We start from the raw sequence: 15,426 nt of genomic DNA on the forward strand, positions 1-15,426 counted from the left end.
CCGCCACCAGCACCGGATCGGGAACCGCCTCGCCCTCGGCGACGCCCTCACTGTTGTCGTGTGCCCATCGACCGAACTCTTGCCCGCGCCACTACTAGCTCAAAAAACATAGAAAACGGAGCAAAACTGGACAGGTGCCTCGCAAGTGCATATGAAAATAGAATTTCTATACATGTAGGGCCAGTCGTGACAACGATCCAGCCATTGCACGAGCTCGATTCTCGCCGTTTCGAAACCGCCGCAATCTTGAAGCGACTAGCGTCCGCCAGCCGGAGCCTGGCGGAACTGAAAGGCGTGGCAGCCAGCATTCCCAGCCAGAACATCTTGATAAATTCCCTGTCGCTGCAGGAGGCCAAGGACAGCTCGGCTATCGAAAATATCGTCACGACCCATGACGAGCTGTACCGCGACAGTCCATGACGAGCTGTACCGCGACAGTGATGCCGGCGACACCGCCAGCCTGGCTACAAAGGAAGTGCTGCGGTATCGGCAGGCGTTGCGAGCCGGCTTCGATCGCGTACGCGACAGTGGGCTGCTCACCCTCAACACCATCCTGGACATCCAGGCCCAGCTCGAGTGCAACCACGCCGGACTGCGCAAGCTGCCCGGCACTGCGCTCAAAGACGGTGCCGGCCGGATCGTCTACACCCCGCCGCAGGAGTCGTATGCAGTACGCGAACTGATGGGGGATCTGGAGCAATTCATCCACGACCAGCCCGCCTTCGATGCCGACCCGCTGATCCGCATGGCGCTGATCCACCACCAATTCGAAAGTATCCATCCGTTCTACGACGGCAACGGCCGCACCGGACGCATCATCAATGTGCTGTATCTGGTGAAAGAAGGCCTGCTGGATATTCCGGTGCTGTATCTGAGCCGCCACATCGTCCGCACCAAGCCCGACTACTACCGTCTTCTGCAACCCGTGCGAGAGCACGACGCCTGGGAGGACTGGGTGCTGTACATGCTGACGGCGGTCGATCGCACCGCGCGAGAAACGGTCGCCACCATCCAGGGCATCAAGATCCTGCTGCAGGACTACAAGCAGCGCATTCGTGCCAATCACAAGTTCTACAGTCAGGACCTGATCAACAACCTTTTCAGCCGCCCTTACACCAAGATCGAATTCATCCAGCGCAACCTGGGCGTATCACGTATCACCGCCACCAAGTATCTGGATGCGTTGGTGGCAGGCGACTTCCTGCACAAGCGCAAGATTGGCCGCAGCAACTACTACATCAACCAGCCGCTCTATACGCTGATGACACGCGCGGAAGATGCGGATATTGCCGCGCCATAAGCCAGCTTCCTTTTCAAAGACACAGACCTAGATCCTGTCCATGCTCCGACTCACCGACATCAAGCTGCCGCTGGATCACGCCGAATCGGCGCTCAGCGAGGCGATCCTGGCGCGGCTCGGCATCCGCGCCGGTGAGCTGAGCGGCTACACCATCGCCAAGCGCAGCTACGACGCGCGCCGACGCGGGGCGATCGTGCTGATCTACTCGGTCGATGTGGAGACGCCGCGCGAGGCGGAGATCCTGCGGCGGCCGTCACTGGATGCGAGAGCAGGCGGCAGGGTCGTGCCCACGCCCGACACGACCTACAAGTTCGTCGCACGCGCGCCCGACAACCTGCCGCTGCGGCCGCTGGTGATCGGCATGGGTCCGTGCGGGCTCTTCGCCGGGCTGGTGCTGGCGCAGATGGGCTTCAACCCGATCATCCTGGAGCGCGGCAAGGCGGTGCGCGAGCGCACGGTGGACACCTTCGGGCTGTGGCGCAAGAAGGTGCTGAACCCGGAGTCGAACGTGCAGTTCGGCGAGGGCGGTGCGGGAACGTTTTCGGACGGCAAGCTGTACAGCCAGATCTCCGACCGCCTGCACCACGGGCGCAAGGTGCTGGCCGAGTTCATCAAGGCCGGCGCGCCGGAGGAGATCGCGTTCGTCAGCAAGCCGCACATCGGCACCTTCCGGCTGGTGTCGATGGTCGAGCACATGCGCGCGACGATCGAGTCGCTCGGCGGCGAAATCCGTTTTTCCAGCCGCGTCGACGACGTGCTGGTCGAAACCACCGCTGATGGCAGCCGCCACGTGCGCGGGGTGACGCTGGCCGATGGCACGCAGCTGCGCGCCGACCAGGTGGTGATGGCGCTCGGCCACAGCGCGCGCGATACCTTTGCGATGCTGCATGAGCGCGGGGTGTTCGTGGAGGCGAAACCTTTTTCGATTGGTTTTCGCATCGAGCATCCGCAGTCGCTGATCGACCAGGCGCGATTCGGGCCGCAAGCCGGGCATCCGCTGCTCGGCGCGGCCGACTACAAGCTGGTGCACCACTGCCGCAACGGGCGCTCGGTGTACAGCTTCTGCATGTGTCCGGGCGGCACCGTGGTCGCGGCAGCCAGCGAGCCGGGGCGCGTGGTCACCAACGGCATGAGCCAGTATTCGCGCAACGAGCGCAACGCCAATGCGGCGATCGTGTGCGGGATCACGCCGGCCGATTACGCCGCCTACGGTGAAGGTCCCTTGGCGGGCATCGCGCTGCAGCGGCACTGGGAATCGCTGGCGTTCGAGCTCGGCGGCGGCGAGTACGAGGCGCCGGGGCAACTGGTGGGGGATTTCCTGCGTGACCGACCGTCGCAAGGATTCGGCGCGGTGCTGCCCTCGTACACGCCCGGCGTGCGGCTGGGCAGTCTCGCCCACTCACTGCCGGATTACGCGATCAGCGCGATTCACGAGGCGCTGCCGGCATTCGACCGGCAACTCAAGGGCTTCGCGATGGACGATGCGGTACTGACCGGGGTGGAGACGCGCACCTCCTCGCCGGTGCGCATCACCCGCGGCGGCGACGGCGAGAGTCTCAATACGCGCGGGTTGTTTCCGGCCGGCGAGGGCGCGGGCTACGCCGGCGGAATCCTGTCGGCCGGCGTCGATGGCATCAAGGCGGCCGAGGCGGTGGCGTTGAGCATCGTGGCGGGGCGGTAGGTGCCTTGTAGGAGCGGCCTATCGCCGCGACGCAACGGCCACACACCACGCCGCCGCGAACGGACCGAAGAGCTCGCGGCCATGGGCCGCTCCTACAAAGGCACTGCGGAGGCTTCATGACTGACAAACCGTTCTCGCCCGCGTGCGAGCGCAACCGCGAACCGATCCTGCCGGTGCTGCTCCAGCAGTTCGCCGAGTGCCGCCGCGTGCTGGAGATCGGCAGCGGCACCGGCCAGCACGCGGTGTGGTTCGCCGCGGCGATGCCGTGGCTGACGTGGCAGTGCTCGGATCGCGCGGAGCATCTGCCAGGGATACAGGCGTGGCTGGACGAGGCGGCACTGGCCAATACGCCGGCGCCGGTGGAGCTCGATGTGGCGGTGACGCCCTGGCTTCTGCCCGCTCTCAAGCCGGCACAACCCTCCGGCGGCACCGCGGGAGAAGCAAGCCCGACATTCGACGCGGTCTTCAGCGCCAACACGCTGCATATCATGGGCTGGCCCGAGGTCGAGGCGTTCTTTGCCGGCGTGGACACTGTGCTGGGCGAGAGCGCGACGCTCGTGGTGTATGGACCGTTCAACTACGGCGGTGCGTACAGCAGCCCCAGCAACCGTGAATTCGATGACTGGTTGCAGGCCCGCGATCCGGCTTCGGGCATCCGTGACTTCGAGGCGGTGGACCGGCTGGCGCAAGGCATCGGGCTGCGCCTGGTCGAGGACGCGGAGATGCCGGCCAACAACCGCTGCCTGGTCTGGCGGCGCTGACCATCACCCCTGTACCTGGGCGTTTGTAGGAGCGGCTTCAGCCGCGAGCTTTTCGTGCAGGTCGCGCCGCATGACCGGCCGCGACGTCGGCGGACGGTTCTGGGTCGCGGCTGAAGCCGCTCCTACACGGGTCGGGGCGGATCTTCGTGCAAAGGGTACCGGTAGGATGGGGTCATTCCTGTTCGCGTGGAGTTGCCGATGTCGTTGTTGCGCTTGTCATCCGTGGTGCTGCCGGTGCTGCTTGCCGGACTGTGGCCGTGCTCGGCCGTGCTGGCGCAGGCGCCGGCAGCAGCCGCCGCGCCGGCCGACGTCGCCTATCCGGGCACGCTGTCGCTGACGGTCGATGCGACCGATCTGGCGCGGCGGGTGTTCCATGTACGCCAGCAGATCCCGGTGCAGGCCGGCCCGCTGACCTTGCTGTTTCCCAAGTGGATCCCCGGCAAGCATCGCCCGGACGGTCCGATCCACAAGCTTGCCGGGCTCAGGGTCAGCGGCAACGGAGAGCGCATCGCCTGGACCCGTGACCCGGGCGATGTCTACGCGTTCACCATCGACGTGCCGGCGGGGGTGGGCTCGCTGGATGTCGAGTTCGACATGCTGACCTCGACCGCCGGCAACCAGGGCCGGGTGGTGATGACGCGTGACATGCTCAACCTGGAGTGGGGCACGGTGGCGCTGTATCCGGCCGGGCATTACGTCAGCCGGATCCAGGTCACGCCGAGCCTGGTGCTGCCGGCCGGCTGGCAGGCCGGCACCGCGCTGGAACTGCAGGCACGCGAGGGCGACACGCTGCGCTACGGCACGGTCAGCTTCGAGACGCTGCAGGACTCGCCGGTCTACGCCGGGCGCTACTTCAGCCAGGTCGATCTCGACCCGGGCGCGGCGGTGCCGGTGAGGCTCGACATCGTCGCCGACGCGCCGAAGTACCTGGAGTACAGCCAGGCGCAGATCGCCAGCCACCGGGCGATGGTCGAGCAGGCCTACAAGCTGTTCGACTCGAAACATTTCGACCACTATGACTTCCTGCTGTCGCTGTCGGACCAGATGAGCGGCAACGGCCTGGAGCATCACCGCTCCAGCGAGAATGGCGTGGCGCCGGGGTTCTTCACCGATTGGGACGCCAACATCGCCCGTCGCGAACTGCTGCCGCACGAATTCGTGCACTCGTGGAACGGCAAGTTCCGCCGCCCGGCCGGGCTGTCCACGCCGAGCTTCCACGTGCCAATGCGCGACAGCCTGCTGTGGGTCTACGAGGGCCAGACCCAGTACTGGGGCAAGGTGCTGACGGCGCGCTCGGGGCTGTGGGACAAGCAGACCGCGCTCGATGCACTGGCGGTGGTGGCCGCGACTTACGACAGCGACCGCCCCGGCCTGGCATGGCGCAGCGTGCAGGACACCACCCATGACCCGATCATCGCGATGCGCCGGCCGCAGCCGTACCGCAGCTACCAGCTGAGCGAGGAGTACTACAACGCCGGCGCGCTGATCTGGCTGGCGGTGGATGCCAGGCTGCGCGAGCTCAGCGGCGGAAGACGCTCGCTGGACGATTTCGCCAGCGCGTTCTTCGGCATCAATGACGCGAGCTGGGAGGTGGTGCCGTACACGTTCGAGGACGTGGTCGCGGTGCTCGATGGCATCGCCGAACACGACTGGCGCGGCTTCCTGCGCAGCCGGCTCGACGCGCATGGCGCACCGCTGGACGGCCTGGCCGCGAGCGGCTGGCGGCTGGTCTACACCGACACCCCGAGCGCGTACCACAAGGCCGCGCTGACGGCGCGCAAGACCGCCGACTACACCGCCTCGCTCGGGCTGACGGTGTCCACCGGCGAGGGCCGCGTCACCGCGGTGCGCTGGGACGGCCCGGCGTTCGACGCCGGCATCGCCTCGGGCAGCACGCTGCTGGCGGTCAACGGCTACGCGTTCGAGACCGGGCTGCTGGACGATGCGATCGAAGCCGCGCAGGCCGATGGCAGCGCGGTCGAGCTGGTGGTCCAGCACGGCGAGGTCGTGCGCACCGTGTCGATCGATTACCGCGGCGGCTTGCGCTATCCGCACCTGGAGCGCATCGACGGCACGCCGGATCGCTTGAGCCGGATCCTGGCGCCGCGCTGAGGTCCGCCCGCGCGGAGCTTTTGTAGGAGCAGGAGCGGCTTCTGTAGGAGCGGCTTCAGCCGCGAGCTTCTGGCGGAAGGCCGCGCAGAAGGCAAACCCTGCGGCGGTGGAGTTGATGGCGACCGGGTTTCGGCATCGGCGATCGACTGCGGTTCGCGGCTGAAGCCGCTCCTACCGCGCGCGGCTCATGCGCGTGCGTCGGCGCCGCCGTGCAGGTCGCGGCGCGAGCGGCTGCGGCCGCTCGGGGCGTCGGCCGGCACCGAGGCGGTCGCCACTTCGACGGTGCTCAGCTCTCGCTGGCTGAGCCGTCGCAGGGTGGCGGCGTCGGGCACGCCGATGCCCTTGGCGCGGCCGGCGGTGTACAGGGTCACGTGCGCCGGCGGCACCGGCACCTCGCGGCCGAGCAGCTCGCCGATGGTCCGGTAGAACACCGCCAGCGCCGGCATCTCGATCAGTTCGACGATCGAGCCGATGCAGCGTCCCGCGCCATGTCCCATCTGCTCGCGCTTCTGCAGGCGGTGCAGTCCGTGGGTGCGGGTGAAGCGCCAGTCCAGCGCACAGAACGCCTCGCGCACGGCCTTGCTGCGGACGCGGCGTTCGCCCAGACCGGCGTGCAACGCCTGGCCGATGCGCCGGCCCACCAGGGTCACGTGCAGTTCGCGCTTGGGCGCGAAGTGGAGGCCATCGATCTCCACCGCGTCGGTTGGCGGCGCCCACCGGTCTGGCGACAGCGGCAGCAGCAGCGTCTTCTGGCTCGACCAGCCCGGCCATGGGGTTTGGCTTTCGGGGTTCATGTCTGTGGTTCCTGCAGCGGCGTATGGCGCGATCGTCGCTGCTGCGGCGGCAAGACCGCGTCATGACGCTGCACCTGAATGCACGCGCGACCGATAACGCGCGCACCCCCGACCGCCGCGCCGCCGAGCGGGATTGCAGGACATCGCCGGCGGGATTCCCGTCATCCGGAAATCACGTCCTGGCGACGGGTCGTTAACCGCCGATGCGCGAGGCTTGCCCGATCCCGCCGGAGCGCAACCGGCCTTCGCAACGGAGCACTTCGAGATGAACAACCAGGACATGGGCCGCCACGGCCACACTCCAAAAAGCCAGACCGACCAGAACCCTTCACGGCAGATGCATTCCCAGCAGAACCAATCGGAGCAGAAGCCATCCGGCCAGCACCAGGACCGCGACATGAACCGCGACCCGATCAGCGGCGCGGCCGGTTCGCACCCGGTCGGCGTGGGGGTCGGCGGCGTCACCGGCGCAGCGGCCGGCGGCGCGCTGGCAGGTACCGCGTTCGGTCCGATCGGCACCCTCGTCGGCGCCGGGCTCGGCGTCGTGGCCGGTGCGGCGGCGGGCAAGGGCGTGGCCGAGCGCATCGACCCGACCGGTGAAACGGAGTACTGGCGCAACGAGCACCAGAACCGTCCGCATGCAAAATCCGGCGACGACTTCGACCGCGACTTCGCCGCCGCCTACGGTTTCGGCCTGCAGGCGCGCGAGCAGCACGGCCCCAGCGCTTTCGAGCGGTCGGAGAACGATCTGCGCGCAGATTGGGAGCGCGCCCGTGGCGAGTCACGCCTGAGCTGGGATGAGGCCAAGTCCGCGGCGCGCGACTCCTACGAGCGCGCCGATCGCACCTACGACACCTACGAGGCCAGCGACAAACACTTCCAGTCGCAATTCGAGGCGGCCGGCGAGGACGGCGACCGCAACTTCGACGAGCACCGCCCGGCGTACCGCTTCGGCGTGCATGCACGCACGCGCTATGGCGACCGCCCATGGGACCAGTCGCTGCAGGACGAGCTCAGGCAGGACTGGGAGCGTGGCGGCGCCGAGGCGCGGATGGACTGGGAGCAGGCGCTCCCGAGCATCCAGGAGGCCTATGGGTCGCCCTACATCCAGACCCGCGAGACCGACGACCGCGACAACCCGGGCGCGGGGTTGTTCCGGGTGCGCTGAGATCGCAACAGCGCCTTTGCAGGAACGCCCACGCTTGATGAGGGCCATGCTTGACGAGAGCATGGGGCGCGACCCGAAATCGGTACAAGGCGCGGCAAGCCGAGCGCCGTCGCGCCCCATGCCTTCGTCAAGCATGGGGCGCTCCTACGGAAGGCGCGGTGTCGACCAGCGACGCGATGCCGGGGTAGAGCCGAGCTTGCTCGGCTGCCGCAATCAGGCCACCTGCACCAGCCGCAGCGGATTGCTCCATTGCGCCAGCAATTCGGCCTCGCGCGCCTGGGCACGCTCCAGGTGCGCGTGCTTGACGTGCCCGAAGCCGCGGATGTGTTCGGGCACGCTGGCGATCTGCACGGCGAGGTCCACGTTGCCGCGGTCCAGCGTGCCGAGCAGCCCGTCGATCGTGCCGAAGTACGCCTCGATCAGCCGCCGCTCGCTCCGGCGTTCGTCGGTGTAGCCGAACACGTCCAGCGGCCCGCCGCGCAGGAACTTCAGCTTCGCCACCAGCCTGAACGCGGTGAACAGCCACGGTCCGAACTCACGCTTGACCAGCCGCCCCTGCGCATCCTTTTTGGCCAGCAGCGGCGGGGCGAGGTGGAACCTGAGCTTGTAGTCGCCCTCGAACTGCTGCTCCAGCTGTCGCCGGAACTCGCCACTGGTGTACAGCCGCGCGACCTCGTACTCGTCCTTGTAGGCCATCAGCTTGAATGCGTAGCGCGCGACCGCTTCGGTCAGGTCGGTGTTGCCGGGCGCGCGCCGGGCTTCGGCATCGCGCACTTTCGACACCAGGCCGGCGTAACGCGCGGCGTAGGCGGCGTTCTGGTAATCGGTGAGGAATGCCACCCGGCGCTCGATGAGTTCGTCGAGCGAGCGCGACAGGCGCGCGTCGTCCAGCGGCAGGAACGCGACGGTGCCGCCGCCGTGCCCGGCCCTGCCATCGACGGCATGCTCGGGCACGTGGCGCAGCTCGTCGCCGGTGCGGCTGGCGCGCGGCGCCGAGGCGCTGCCCGACTCGTGGCCCTCCCACTCGCCGGGCGAGAGCATCGGCAGCGCGTGCGGGGTGGCTTCGGCCGGTGTCGGCACGTTGCGCACCAGGCCGGCGGCGTCGGCCACGGCATCGGGGTCGATGACCGCCAGACGGCCCCAGGCGAACGCGGTCTTGTTCATCTCGACCGCGGCACCGTTGAGTTCGACCGCGCGCATGATCGCCTCCAGCGACAAGGGCACCAAGCCCTGCTGCCAGGCGTAGCCGAGTATGAACAGGTTCGACATGATCGCGTCGCCGAGCAGCGCGGTCGCCAGCTGGGTCGCGTCGACCACCATCAAATCCGATGCCTGAGCCGCCTCGCCGCCGAGCGCAACCTTGACCGCGTCGATGATGTCGGCCGCCGGAAACTGCATGTCCGGGCGCGTGGTGAACGTGCCGGGCATCGCCTCGTAGCTGTTGAGCACCACGCGCGAGCGCCCGCCGCGGATCTTCGACAGCGCCCAGTAGTCGTTGACCACCACCATGTCGCAGCCGAGCACCAGGTCCGCCTCGCCCGCGGCGATGCGCACCGCGAAGATGTCGGCCGGTGAAGGCGCGATGCGGATGTGGGTGGTGACCGCGCCGCCCTTCTGCGCCAGGCCGGTCTGGTCCAGCACGCTGGCGCCCTTGCCTTCCAGGTGCCCGGCCATGCCGAGCAGCGCACCGATGGTGACCACGCCGGTGCCGCCGACGCCGGTGATCAGGATGTTCCATGGCCGCTCGAGCGCGGGCAGGGTCGGCATCGGCAGGTCGCTCAGGCGGTCTTTGGCCGACGCGGCCTTCTTCTTGCGCAGCCCGCCGCCCTCGACGGTGACGAAGCTGGGGCAGAAGCCGCTCACACAGGAGTAGTCCTTGTTGCAGTTGGACTGGTCGATCTCGCGCTTGCGGCCGAACTCGGTCTCCTTGGGCAGCACCGCGACGCAGAAGGACTTCTGGCCGCAGTCGCCACAGCCTTCGCAGACCAGGCTGTTGACCATGACGCGCTTGGCCGGATCTTTGAGCTTGCCGCGCTTGCGGCGGCGGCGCTTCTCGGTCGCGCAGGTCTGGTCGAAGATCAGCACCGACGTGCCCTTGACCTGGCGCAGGCGCTTTTGCGCGTCGTCCAGGTGCTTGCGGTCGAGGAACTCGACCCCGTCCGGGAAGATGCTGCGGTCACTCCACTTGTCGATGTCGTCCGACAGCAGCACGATGGTCTGCACGCCTTCGCTGCGCACCTGTTGCGCGATCTGCGGCACCGACAGCGTGCCGTCGACCGGCTGGCCGCCGGTCATCGCGACCGCGTCGTTGTAGAGGATCTTGTAGGTGATGTTGACCCCGGCGGCGATCGACTGGCGGATCGCCAGCGAGCCGGAGTGGAAGTAGGTGCCGTCGCCGAGGTTCTGGAATACGTGCTCGGTGGCGGTGAACGCCGCCTGCCCGGCCCAGGTGACGCCTTCGCCGCCCATGTGGGTGTAGGTCTCGGTGCTGCGGTCCATCCAGGTGACCATGTAGTGGCAACCGATGCCGCCGAGCGCGCGCGAGCCTTCCGGCACCGCGGTGGAGGTGTTGTGCGGACAGCCCGCGCAGTAGTGCGGCACTCGCGGAAAACTGGCTCGCGGCAATGCCAGCTCGCCTTCCTTGTCGGCCATCCAGCGCAGCACGGTTTCCATGTGCTCGCTGTGGCCGCCGTCGACCAGCTTGAGCCGCTGGATGCGGCGCGCGATCACCCGCGCGATCCGGGCCGGGGTCAGCTCGCCGGTGCTGGGCAGGATCCACTCGCCCGATTCGTCGTACTTGCCGACGATGCTCGGACGGGCGCCGCCGTCGAAGTTGTACATCGACTCCTTCATCTGGCTCTCGATGAAGGCGTGTTTCTCCTCGACCACCAGGATGTCCTGCAGGCCACGTGCGAAATCCCGCAGCCCGACCGGCTCCAACGGCCAGGTCATGCCGACCTTGTACACCCGGATCCCGAGCTCGGAACACGTGCGCGCGTCCAGCCCGAGGTACTCCAGCGCCTGCAGCACGTCGAGGTACGACTTGCCGGTGGTGATGATGCCCAGCCGCGCCTGCGGCGAATCGAGCACGATGCGGTCGATGCCGTTGGCCCGTGCGAACGCCTGCGCGGCTTTCACCGCGTACTGGTGCAGGCGCATCTCCTGGTCCAGCGGCGGGTCGGGCCAGCGGATGTTGAGCCCGCCGGGCGGCATCTCGAAGTCCTCTGGCAGCACGATGGTGCGCGCCAGCGGGTTGACGTCGACCGAGGCGGAGGACTCGACCGTCTCGGCGATCGTCTTGAAGCCGACCCAGCGGCCGGTGTAGCGACTCATCGCCCAGCCCAGCAGACCCATGTCGAGGATGTCCTGCACCCCGGCCGGGTTGAGGATCGGCATCATCGCGCTGCTGAACTCGCCTTCCGAGCCGTGCGGCAGGGTCGAACTGCGGCAGGCGTGGTCGTCGGCGGCCAGCGCCAGCACGCCGCCGAGCCTGCTGGTGCCGGCGGCATTGGCGTGCTTGAACACGTCGCCGCTGCGGTCCACCCCCGGGCCCTTGCCGTACCACATGCCGAACACGCCTTCGACCTTGGCGCCCTCGAACAGGTTGGTCTGCTGGGTGCCCCAGACCATGGTCGCGCCGAGATCCTCGTTCAGGCCCGGGGTGAACCTGACCCCGGCGCCTTCCAGATGCTTCTTAGCGCGCCACAGCTCCAGGTCGAACCCGCCCAGCGGGCTGCCGCGATACCCGGAGATAAAGCCGGCGGTGTCGAGCCCGGCGGCCTGGTCGCGCAAGCGCTGCATCAGCGGCAGACGGACCAGCGCCTGCACCCCGGACAGATAGATGCGCCCGTCCTGCCGGCTGTATTTGTGCTCGAGCGTGTAGCCCTCGTCCAGCAGCGGGCAGGCAGCCGCCGCGCCTGCCGGCGTGGCGGTGCAGGAAAGCCCCGCCGGGGAGGGCGAGTTCAGTTCGGCGGTGCGGGACATGGGCATGGCTCCGGCGCGGCACGGCCGCGGAGGTGGCAGGTCGTCAGGGGCGTGCGCGCGTCGGAAGGATCTTCAGACGAGGCCCGCGCGGCCGTTAACAAAACGGCGGGCAAAGCCCCGGAATTGTAACAGCCGCCCGGCCGCCGAGCCTCGTACCGGTAGCATGCGCGGGCACTACAGGGGACTATTTTCATGCAGATACGTTGTTTTCTACTTGCGGTCGCGCTGGCCGCTTGCGGCACCGCCTCGGCGCAGAGCCTGCCACGGCCCGCCGAGTTCTATTTCGATGAGGACGCCAGCGCGACGCGCGCGGTGGTCGCGGTCTCGGCGACCGGCGACGCCGCGGTCGAGCAACTCCTCAAGGCGATCGAGCGCGACCCGCGCGCCGCTGCCGAGACCGCGCAGCTGGCCCACATCGCGATGGCCGGCGGCCGGCCCGAGCTCGGCCGCGAGCTGTACGCACGCGCGCTGCGACTGCTGGGCACCAGCGACGGGCTGTACCGGCCGGTGATGTGGAACTACGGCTGGGACCTGTACCGCACCGGCGACCACGCTGCGGCACTCGACAGCTGGCGCACCCTGCTGCTGTCGCGCAACGTCACCGCGCAGTGGATGCCGCAGACCCTGGCCCTGGTGTTGTGGACGCTGGATCGCCAGGACGAGGCGGTGCAGTGGTACGCCGCCGCGGTCCGCACCGAACCGCGGCAGTGGCGCAGCAGCGAGGCCTTCGCAAGCCTGCTGCCGACCTGGACCGCCGAAGAGCGCGCGACCCTCGCCGAAGTGCAGGCGGCCTGGGCGGAGAATCCGCCCAGCTGGTAGAGGTGCTGCGGAGAATCCGCCCAGCTGGTGAGGGTGCCGCGGAAAATCCAACTGGTAAGGGTGCCGCGGAGAGTCCGCTGAACTGTAGGAGCGCCCCATGGGCGCGATGCTTTTCGGCCGGGCGGAGCAAAGGCATCGCGCCCATGGAGCGCTCCTGCAGGATGCCGGTCGCCGGTGGGTTGGTGCGGCGGCGGGAGCTAGGTATCGCTGACGCTCGACCCGTCCTACGGACTATGGACTACGGACTATTTCCCCCTTTGAAAAAACGGACCAAGGGGGATTTGCTTCCTGCTCAGAACCGGTAACGCAGACTCAACCGCAGCGAGCGCGGTTCGAACACGTGGTAGTGGATGTCCTCGATGCCGTCGACCGGCTCGCCACGCAGTCGCGACGCGTAGAAGTAGTCGATATCGTGGTCATCTAATTCAAGCAGATTGAGCACGTCCAGGTAGACACCCCATCCACCCGCGCCCGCCCGCTGCCAGTCCTTGCCCACGCGCAGCCTCCAGCGCCGCCTGAAAAACCGGTGCACCATCCACCTTCGCCCCAAGGAGCCACAATGGCTTTCGACGCCTTCGCCCTGGTGCTGGCGATGCTGGCGCTGGGTTACCTGTTGCAGCGCCTGCGCGTGCTGCCGGCTGATGCCGCGCAGGTGCTGAACCTGGTCGTGCTGTACGTGTGCCTGCCGGCGGCGGTGCTGCGCTACGCGCCGCGACTGGAACTGGCGCCGGAGCTGCTGGGGATCGTCGCGGTGCCGTGGTTGCTGCTGGTCGCCACCGTGCTGCTGGTCGGCACGCTGACACGTTGGCTGGGATTGCGCCGGGACGAGCACGCGGTGCTGCTGCTGACCGTCGCGCTGGGCAATACCAGCTTCCTCGGCTATCCGCTGACGCGCGCGCTGATCGGTGAGGACGCACTGCCTTACGCGGTGGTCTACGACCAGTTCGGCGCGTTCCTGATCATGTCGAGTTTCGGCCTGTGGGTGCTGGCGCGCTACAGCGGCGACACCGCGCCCGGCGCGCGCGAGATGCTGCTGCGCGCGGCGCGGTTCCCGCCGCTGTGGGCGCTGCTGATCGCCCTGACCGTGATGCCGGCCGCGCCGCCGTCGTGGATCGCCGGCGCGCTGCAGCGGCTGTCGGACGCGCTGCTGCCGCTGGCAATGCTGACGATTGGGTTATCGGTGAAACTGGCGCTGCCGCGCGATGAGCTCAAGCCGCTCGCCGCCGGGCTGCTGCTCAAGCTTGCGGTGATGCCGGCGCTGGCCTGGTTGCTGGTGCCGCTGCTGGGCCTGCACGGCGACATGGCGCGCACCACCGTGCTGGAAGCGGCGATGCCCTCGATGATCACCGCCGCCGCACTGGCGATCGCGCACAATCTCGCGCCGCGCCTGGCCGCGGCGATGGTCGGCTATGGCGTGCTGTTGTCCTTGCTGACCCTGCCGCTGTGGGCGCGGGTGGCGGTCGGCTGATCCGCCGTCGATGCTAGATTGGGCCGGCGGCATTGGCGCCGCATGCAAGGAGAGCGGGATGCGTCTGCGTTTCCATGGATGGATGGTGCTGGCAGGCATCTGCGGTGGCAGCGCCTGGGCAGGCGACGCGAGCAGCGACCCGGGGCAGGCGTTCGCAGGCGTCACCACTTGCGCCGAAGCCCGGCAGGCATTGGCGAGGCATCCGGGCGTGACCGGGGGCGGGGCGCGTGTCGAGGCGATCTGCGCGGCCGAGGCGGCCCGGCCGCGGCACGAGCCCGACGCCCAGGCCGAGATCAGGCAGTGGCACCGCGACAACGTCGCCGCCATCGGCCAGCAGGTGCGCGGGCTGATGATCTCGCAGGACCCGCGCGACCAGCTGGCGGCGGCCCTGCTCGCGCCGACGTACCAGCTCGAGGGCGGCGAAGCGGCTGGGGAATGGACCACCGACGCTGCGACGACGGCATTCGCCGCGGCCCGGCGGCTCGGCCCGGACGATCCCCTGGTGGCGTGGATGGAAGCGCTCGACTGTCCCGGCGCGAAGGCCGCCGCCGGCTGCGATCCGCACGCGGCCATGCAGCGCTTGCAGCGGCTCGCACCCGACAACACGGCGGTATGGCTGCAGCAGCTGCGGGACGCGCTCGACGAGCCTGAAGTCGAGCGGATCCTGTCGCGGGCGGCGGCGGCAAGGCGTTACCAACTGCCCTTGGGCGAGCTCGGCCTGCTGCTCTATGACGCACTCGACCAGGCCGATGCTCCGCCGATGTCGCCCCGCCTGGCCACGGCCATGGCATCGGACATGGGCCTGGCGCGCCCGGTCGGCCGGCGCGACATGACCGCGATGCATGCCATGGCGCTCACCACCGCAGTGGTGCTGCCCACCTACGCGCGGCTGCGCCATGCCTGCATCGCCGAAGACGATGTGCCGGCCCCCGCACGGCGGCACCCGGACTGCATCGGGATCTACACCCGGATGGCTCAGAGCGAGTTGCTGATCTCGCGTGCCTTGGCGCTTGCCAGCCTGGTGCGCCTGACCGCGGATGCACCCGAAGGTGCGCACTGGCGCGAACGGCTGCGAGAGCTGCACTGGCTGTGGCACAGCGGGCTGGAACCGGTGAATGCGCAAGCGCCCGCGGACTACATCCTCACGTCATGGCGCAAGGGCGAGATGGCCGCGCTCGAGGGCGTGCTCGCCGCGGCCGGCAGCCCGCTGGCGCCGCCGGACGGCTGGCTGCCCGAGAACGAGCGCCTGCGCAGCCTGATCACCACCGGGCGCCCCCCCGCCCGCGACTGATCCAGGCCGCGATGGCCGCCCCCACGGCCCGCGGTGTACGCTGCAGGT

Annotated in this window: 12 protein-coding genes; 9 read left to right on the forward strand and 3 right to left on the reverse strand. The window is 68.6% G+C overall.

The genetic code is table 11. The features are described 5' to 3' along the window. Positions 1-186: 186 nt before the first annotated feature. The 5 genes from ACJQWM_RS11200 (at position 187) to ACJQWM_RS11220 (ending at position 5,854) form a co-directional block, all read left to right on the forward strand. Positions 187-420, forward strand: a complete 234-nt coding sequence (locus ACJQWM_RS11200) for a Fic/DOC family N-terminal domain-containing protein (protein WP_411306827.1) — start codon at positions 187-189, stop codon at positions 418-420. Then, entirely contained in the window at positions 392-1,300 is a 909-nt protein-coding gene (locus ACJQWM_RS11205; RefSeq protein WP_411306828.1) for a Fic family protein, read from the forward strand. The genes ACJQWM_RS11200 and ACJQWM_RS11205 overlap by 29 nt, the downstream gene beginning before the upstream one ends. A 40-nt stretch (positions 1,301-1,340) precedes the next feature. Beyond that, entirely contained in the window at positions 1,341-2,981 is a 1,641-nt protein-coding gene (locus ACJQWM_RS11210) for an NAD(P)/FAD-dependent oxidoreductase (RefSeq protein ID WP_332707052.1), read from the forward strand. A 116-nt stretch (positions 2,982-3,097) separates the two neighbouring features. Further along, complete coding sequence (locus ACJQWM_RS11215) at positions 3,098-3,742, forward strand: DUF938 domain-containing protein (RefSeq protein WP_332707055.1); 645 nt, start codon at positions 3,098-3,100, stop codon at positions 3,740-3,742. Positions 3,743-3,940: 198 nt separating this feature from the next. After that, entirely contained in the window at positions 3,941-5,854 is a 1,914-nt protein-coding gene (locus ACJQWM_RS11220) for a M61 family metallopeptidase (RefSeq protein WP_332707058.1), read from the forward strand. A 185-nt stretch (positions 5,855-6,039) separates the two neighbouring features. Here the strand turns inward: ACJQWM_RS11220 and ACJQWM_RS11225 are convergent, their stop codons facing one another. Beyond that, positions 6,040-6,648, reverse strand: coding sequence for a hypothetical protein (locus tag ACJQWM_RS11225; protein ID WP_411306829.1), 609 nt, complete (start codon positions 6,646-6,648; stop codon positions 6,040-6,042). A 337-nt stretch (positions 6,649-6,985) separates the two neighbouring features. Here ACJQWM_RS11225 and ACJQWM_RS11230 point away from each other — a divergent pair, with 337 nt between their 5' ends. After that, positions 6,986-7,816: a hypothetical protein gene (locus ACJQWM_RS11230; RefSeq protein ID WP_332706458.1), complete on the forward strand. Its 831-nt coding sequence runs from the start codon at positions 6,986-6,988 to the stop codon at positions 7,814-7,816. A gap of 213 nt (positions 7,817-8,029) precedes the next feature. Here the strand turns inward: ACJQWM_RS11230 and ACJQWM_RS11235 are convergent, their stop codons facing one another. Next, positions 8,030-11,800 carry an indolepyruvate ferredoxin oxidoreductase family protein gene (locus tag ACJQWM_RS11235; protein ID WP_332706444.1) on the reverse strand — a complete coding sequence of 1,257 codons (3,771 nt, stop codon included), beginning with the start codon at positions 11,798-11,800 and terminating at the stop codon, positions 8,030-8,032. Between the two features lie 192 nt (positions 11,801-11,992). On the opposite strand from ACJQWM_RS11235, the gene ACJQWM_RS11240 reads away from it, so the two are divergent. Then, entirely contained in the window at positions 11,993-12,619 is a 627-nt protein-coding gene (locus tag ACJQWM_RS11240) for a tetratricopeptide repeat protein (protein ID WP_332706440.1), read from the forward strand. 292 nt (positions 12,620-12,911) lie between these two features. On the opposite strand, the gene ACJQWM_RS11245 is transcribed toward ACJQWM_RS11240, so the two are convergent. Then, positions 12,912-13,154, reverse strand: a complete 243-nt coding sequence (locus ACJQWM_RS11245) for a hypothetical protein (protein ID WP_411306830.1) — start codon at positions 13,152-13,154, stop codon at positions 12,912-12,914. Between the two features lie 24 nt (positions 13,155-13,178). Here ACJQWM_RS11245 and ACJQWM_RS11250 point away from each other — a divergent pair, with 24 nt between their 5' ends. Then, positions 13,179-14,087, forward strand: coding sequence for an AEC family transporter (locus tag ACJQWM_RS11250; protein ID WP_332706436.1), 909 nt, complete (start codon positions 13,179-13,181; stop codon positions 14,085-14,087). 58 nt (positions 14,088-14,145) lie between these two features. Further along, a complete protein-coding gene (locus ACJQWM_RS11255; RefSeq protein ID WP_332706433.1) occupies positions 14,146-15,378 on the forward strand; it encodes a hypothetical protein in 1,233 nt (410 codons plus the stop codon). Positions 15,379-15,426 lie beyond the last annotated feature (48 nt).

Source organism: Novilysobacter longmucuonensis (assembly GCF_046600735.1).
Lineage (GTDB): Bacteria > Pseudomonadota > Gammaproteobacteria > Xanthomonadales > Xanthomonadaceae > Novilysobacter_A > Novilysobacter_A longmucuonensis.

Coding starts and splice junctions, on each gene's coding strand:
- ACJQWM_RS11240 (WP_332706440.1), top strand. CDS start 11,993: ATGCAGATACGTTGTTTTCTACTTGCGGTCGCGCTGGCCGCTTGCGGC.
- ACJQWM_RS11220 (WP_332707058.1), top strand. CDS start 3,941: ATGTCGTTGTTGCGCTTGTCATCCGTGGTGCTGCCGGTGCTGCTTGCC.
- ACJQWM_RS11255 (WP_332706433.1), top strand. CDS start 14,146: ATGCGTCTGCGTTTCCATGGATGGATGGTGCTGGCAGGCATCTGCGGT.
- ACJQWM_RS11215 (WP_332707055.1), top strand. CDS start 3,098: ATGACTGACAAACCGTTCTCGCCCGCGTGCGAGCGCAACCGCGAACCG.
- ACJQWM_RS11235 (WP_332706444.1), bottom strand. CDS start 11,800: ATGTCCCGCACCGCCGAACTGAACTCGCCCTCCCCGGCGGGGCTTTCC.
- ACJQWM_RS11225 (WP_411306829.1), bottom strand. CDS start 6,648: ATGAACCCCGAAAGCCAAACCCCATGGCCGGGCTGGTCGAGCCAGAAG.
- ACJQWM_RS11230 (WP_332706458.1), top strand. CDS start 6,986: ATGCATTCCCAGCAGAACCAATCGGAGCAGAAGCCATCCGGCCAGCAC.
- ACJQWM_RS11250 (WP_332706436.1), top strand. CDS start 13,179: ATGGCTTTCGACGCCTTCGCCCTGGTGCTGGCGATGCTGGCGCTGGGT.
- ACJQWM_RS11205 (WP_411306828.1), top strand. CDS start 392: ATGACGAGCTGTACCGCGACAGTCCATGACGAGCTGTACCGCGACAGT.
- ACJQWM_RS11245 (WP_411306830.1), bottom strand. CDS start 13,154: ATGGTGCACCGGTTTTTCAGGCGGCGCTGGAGGCTGCGCGTGGGCAAG.
- ACJQWM_RS11210 (WP_332707052.1), top strand. CDS start 1,341: ATGCTCCGACTCACCGACATCAAGCTGCCGCTGGATCACGCCGAATCG.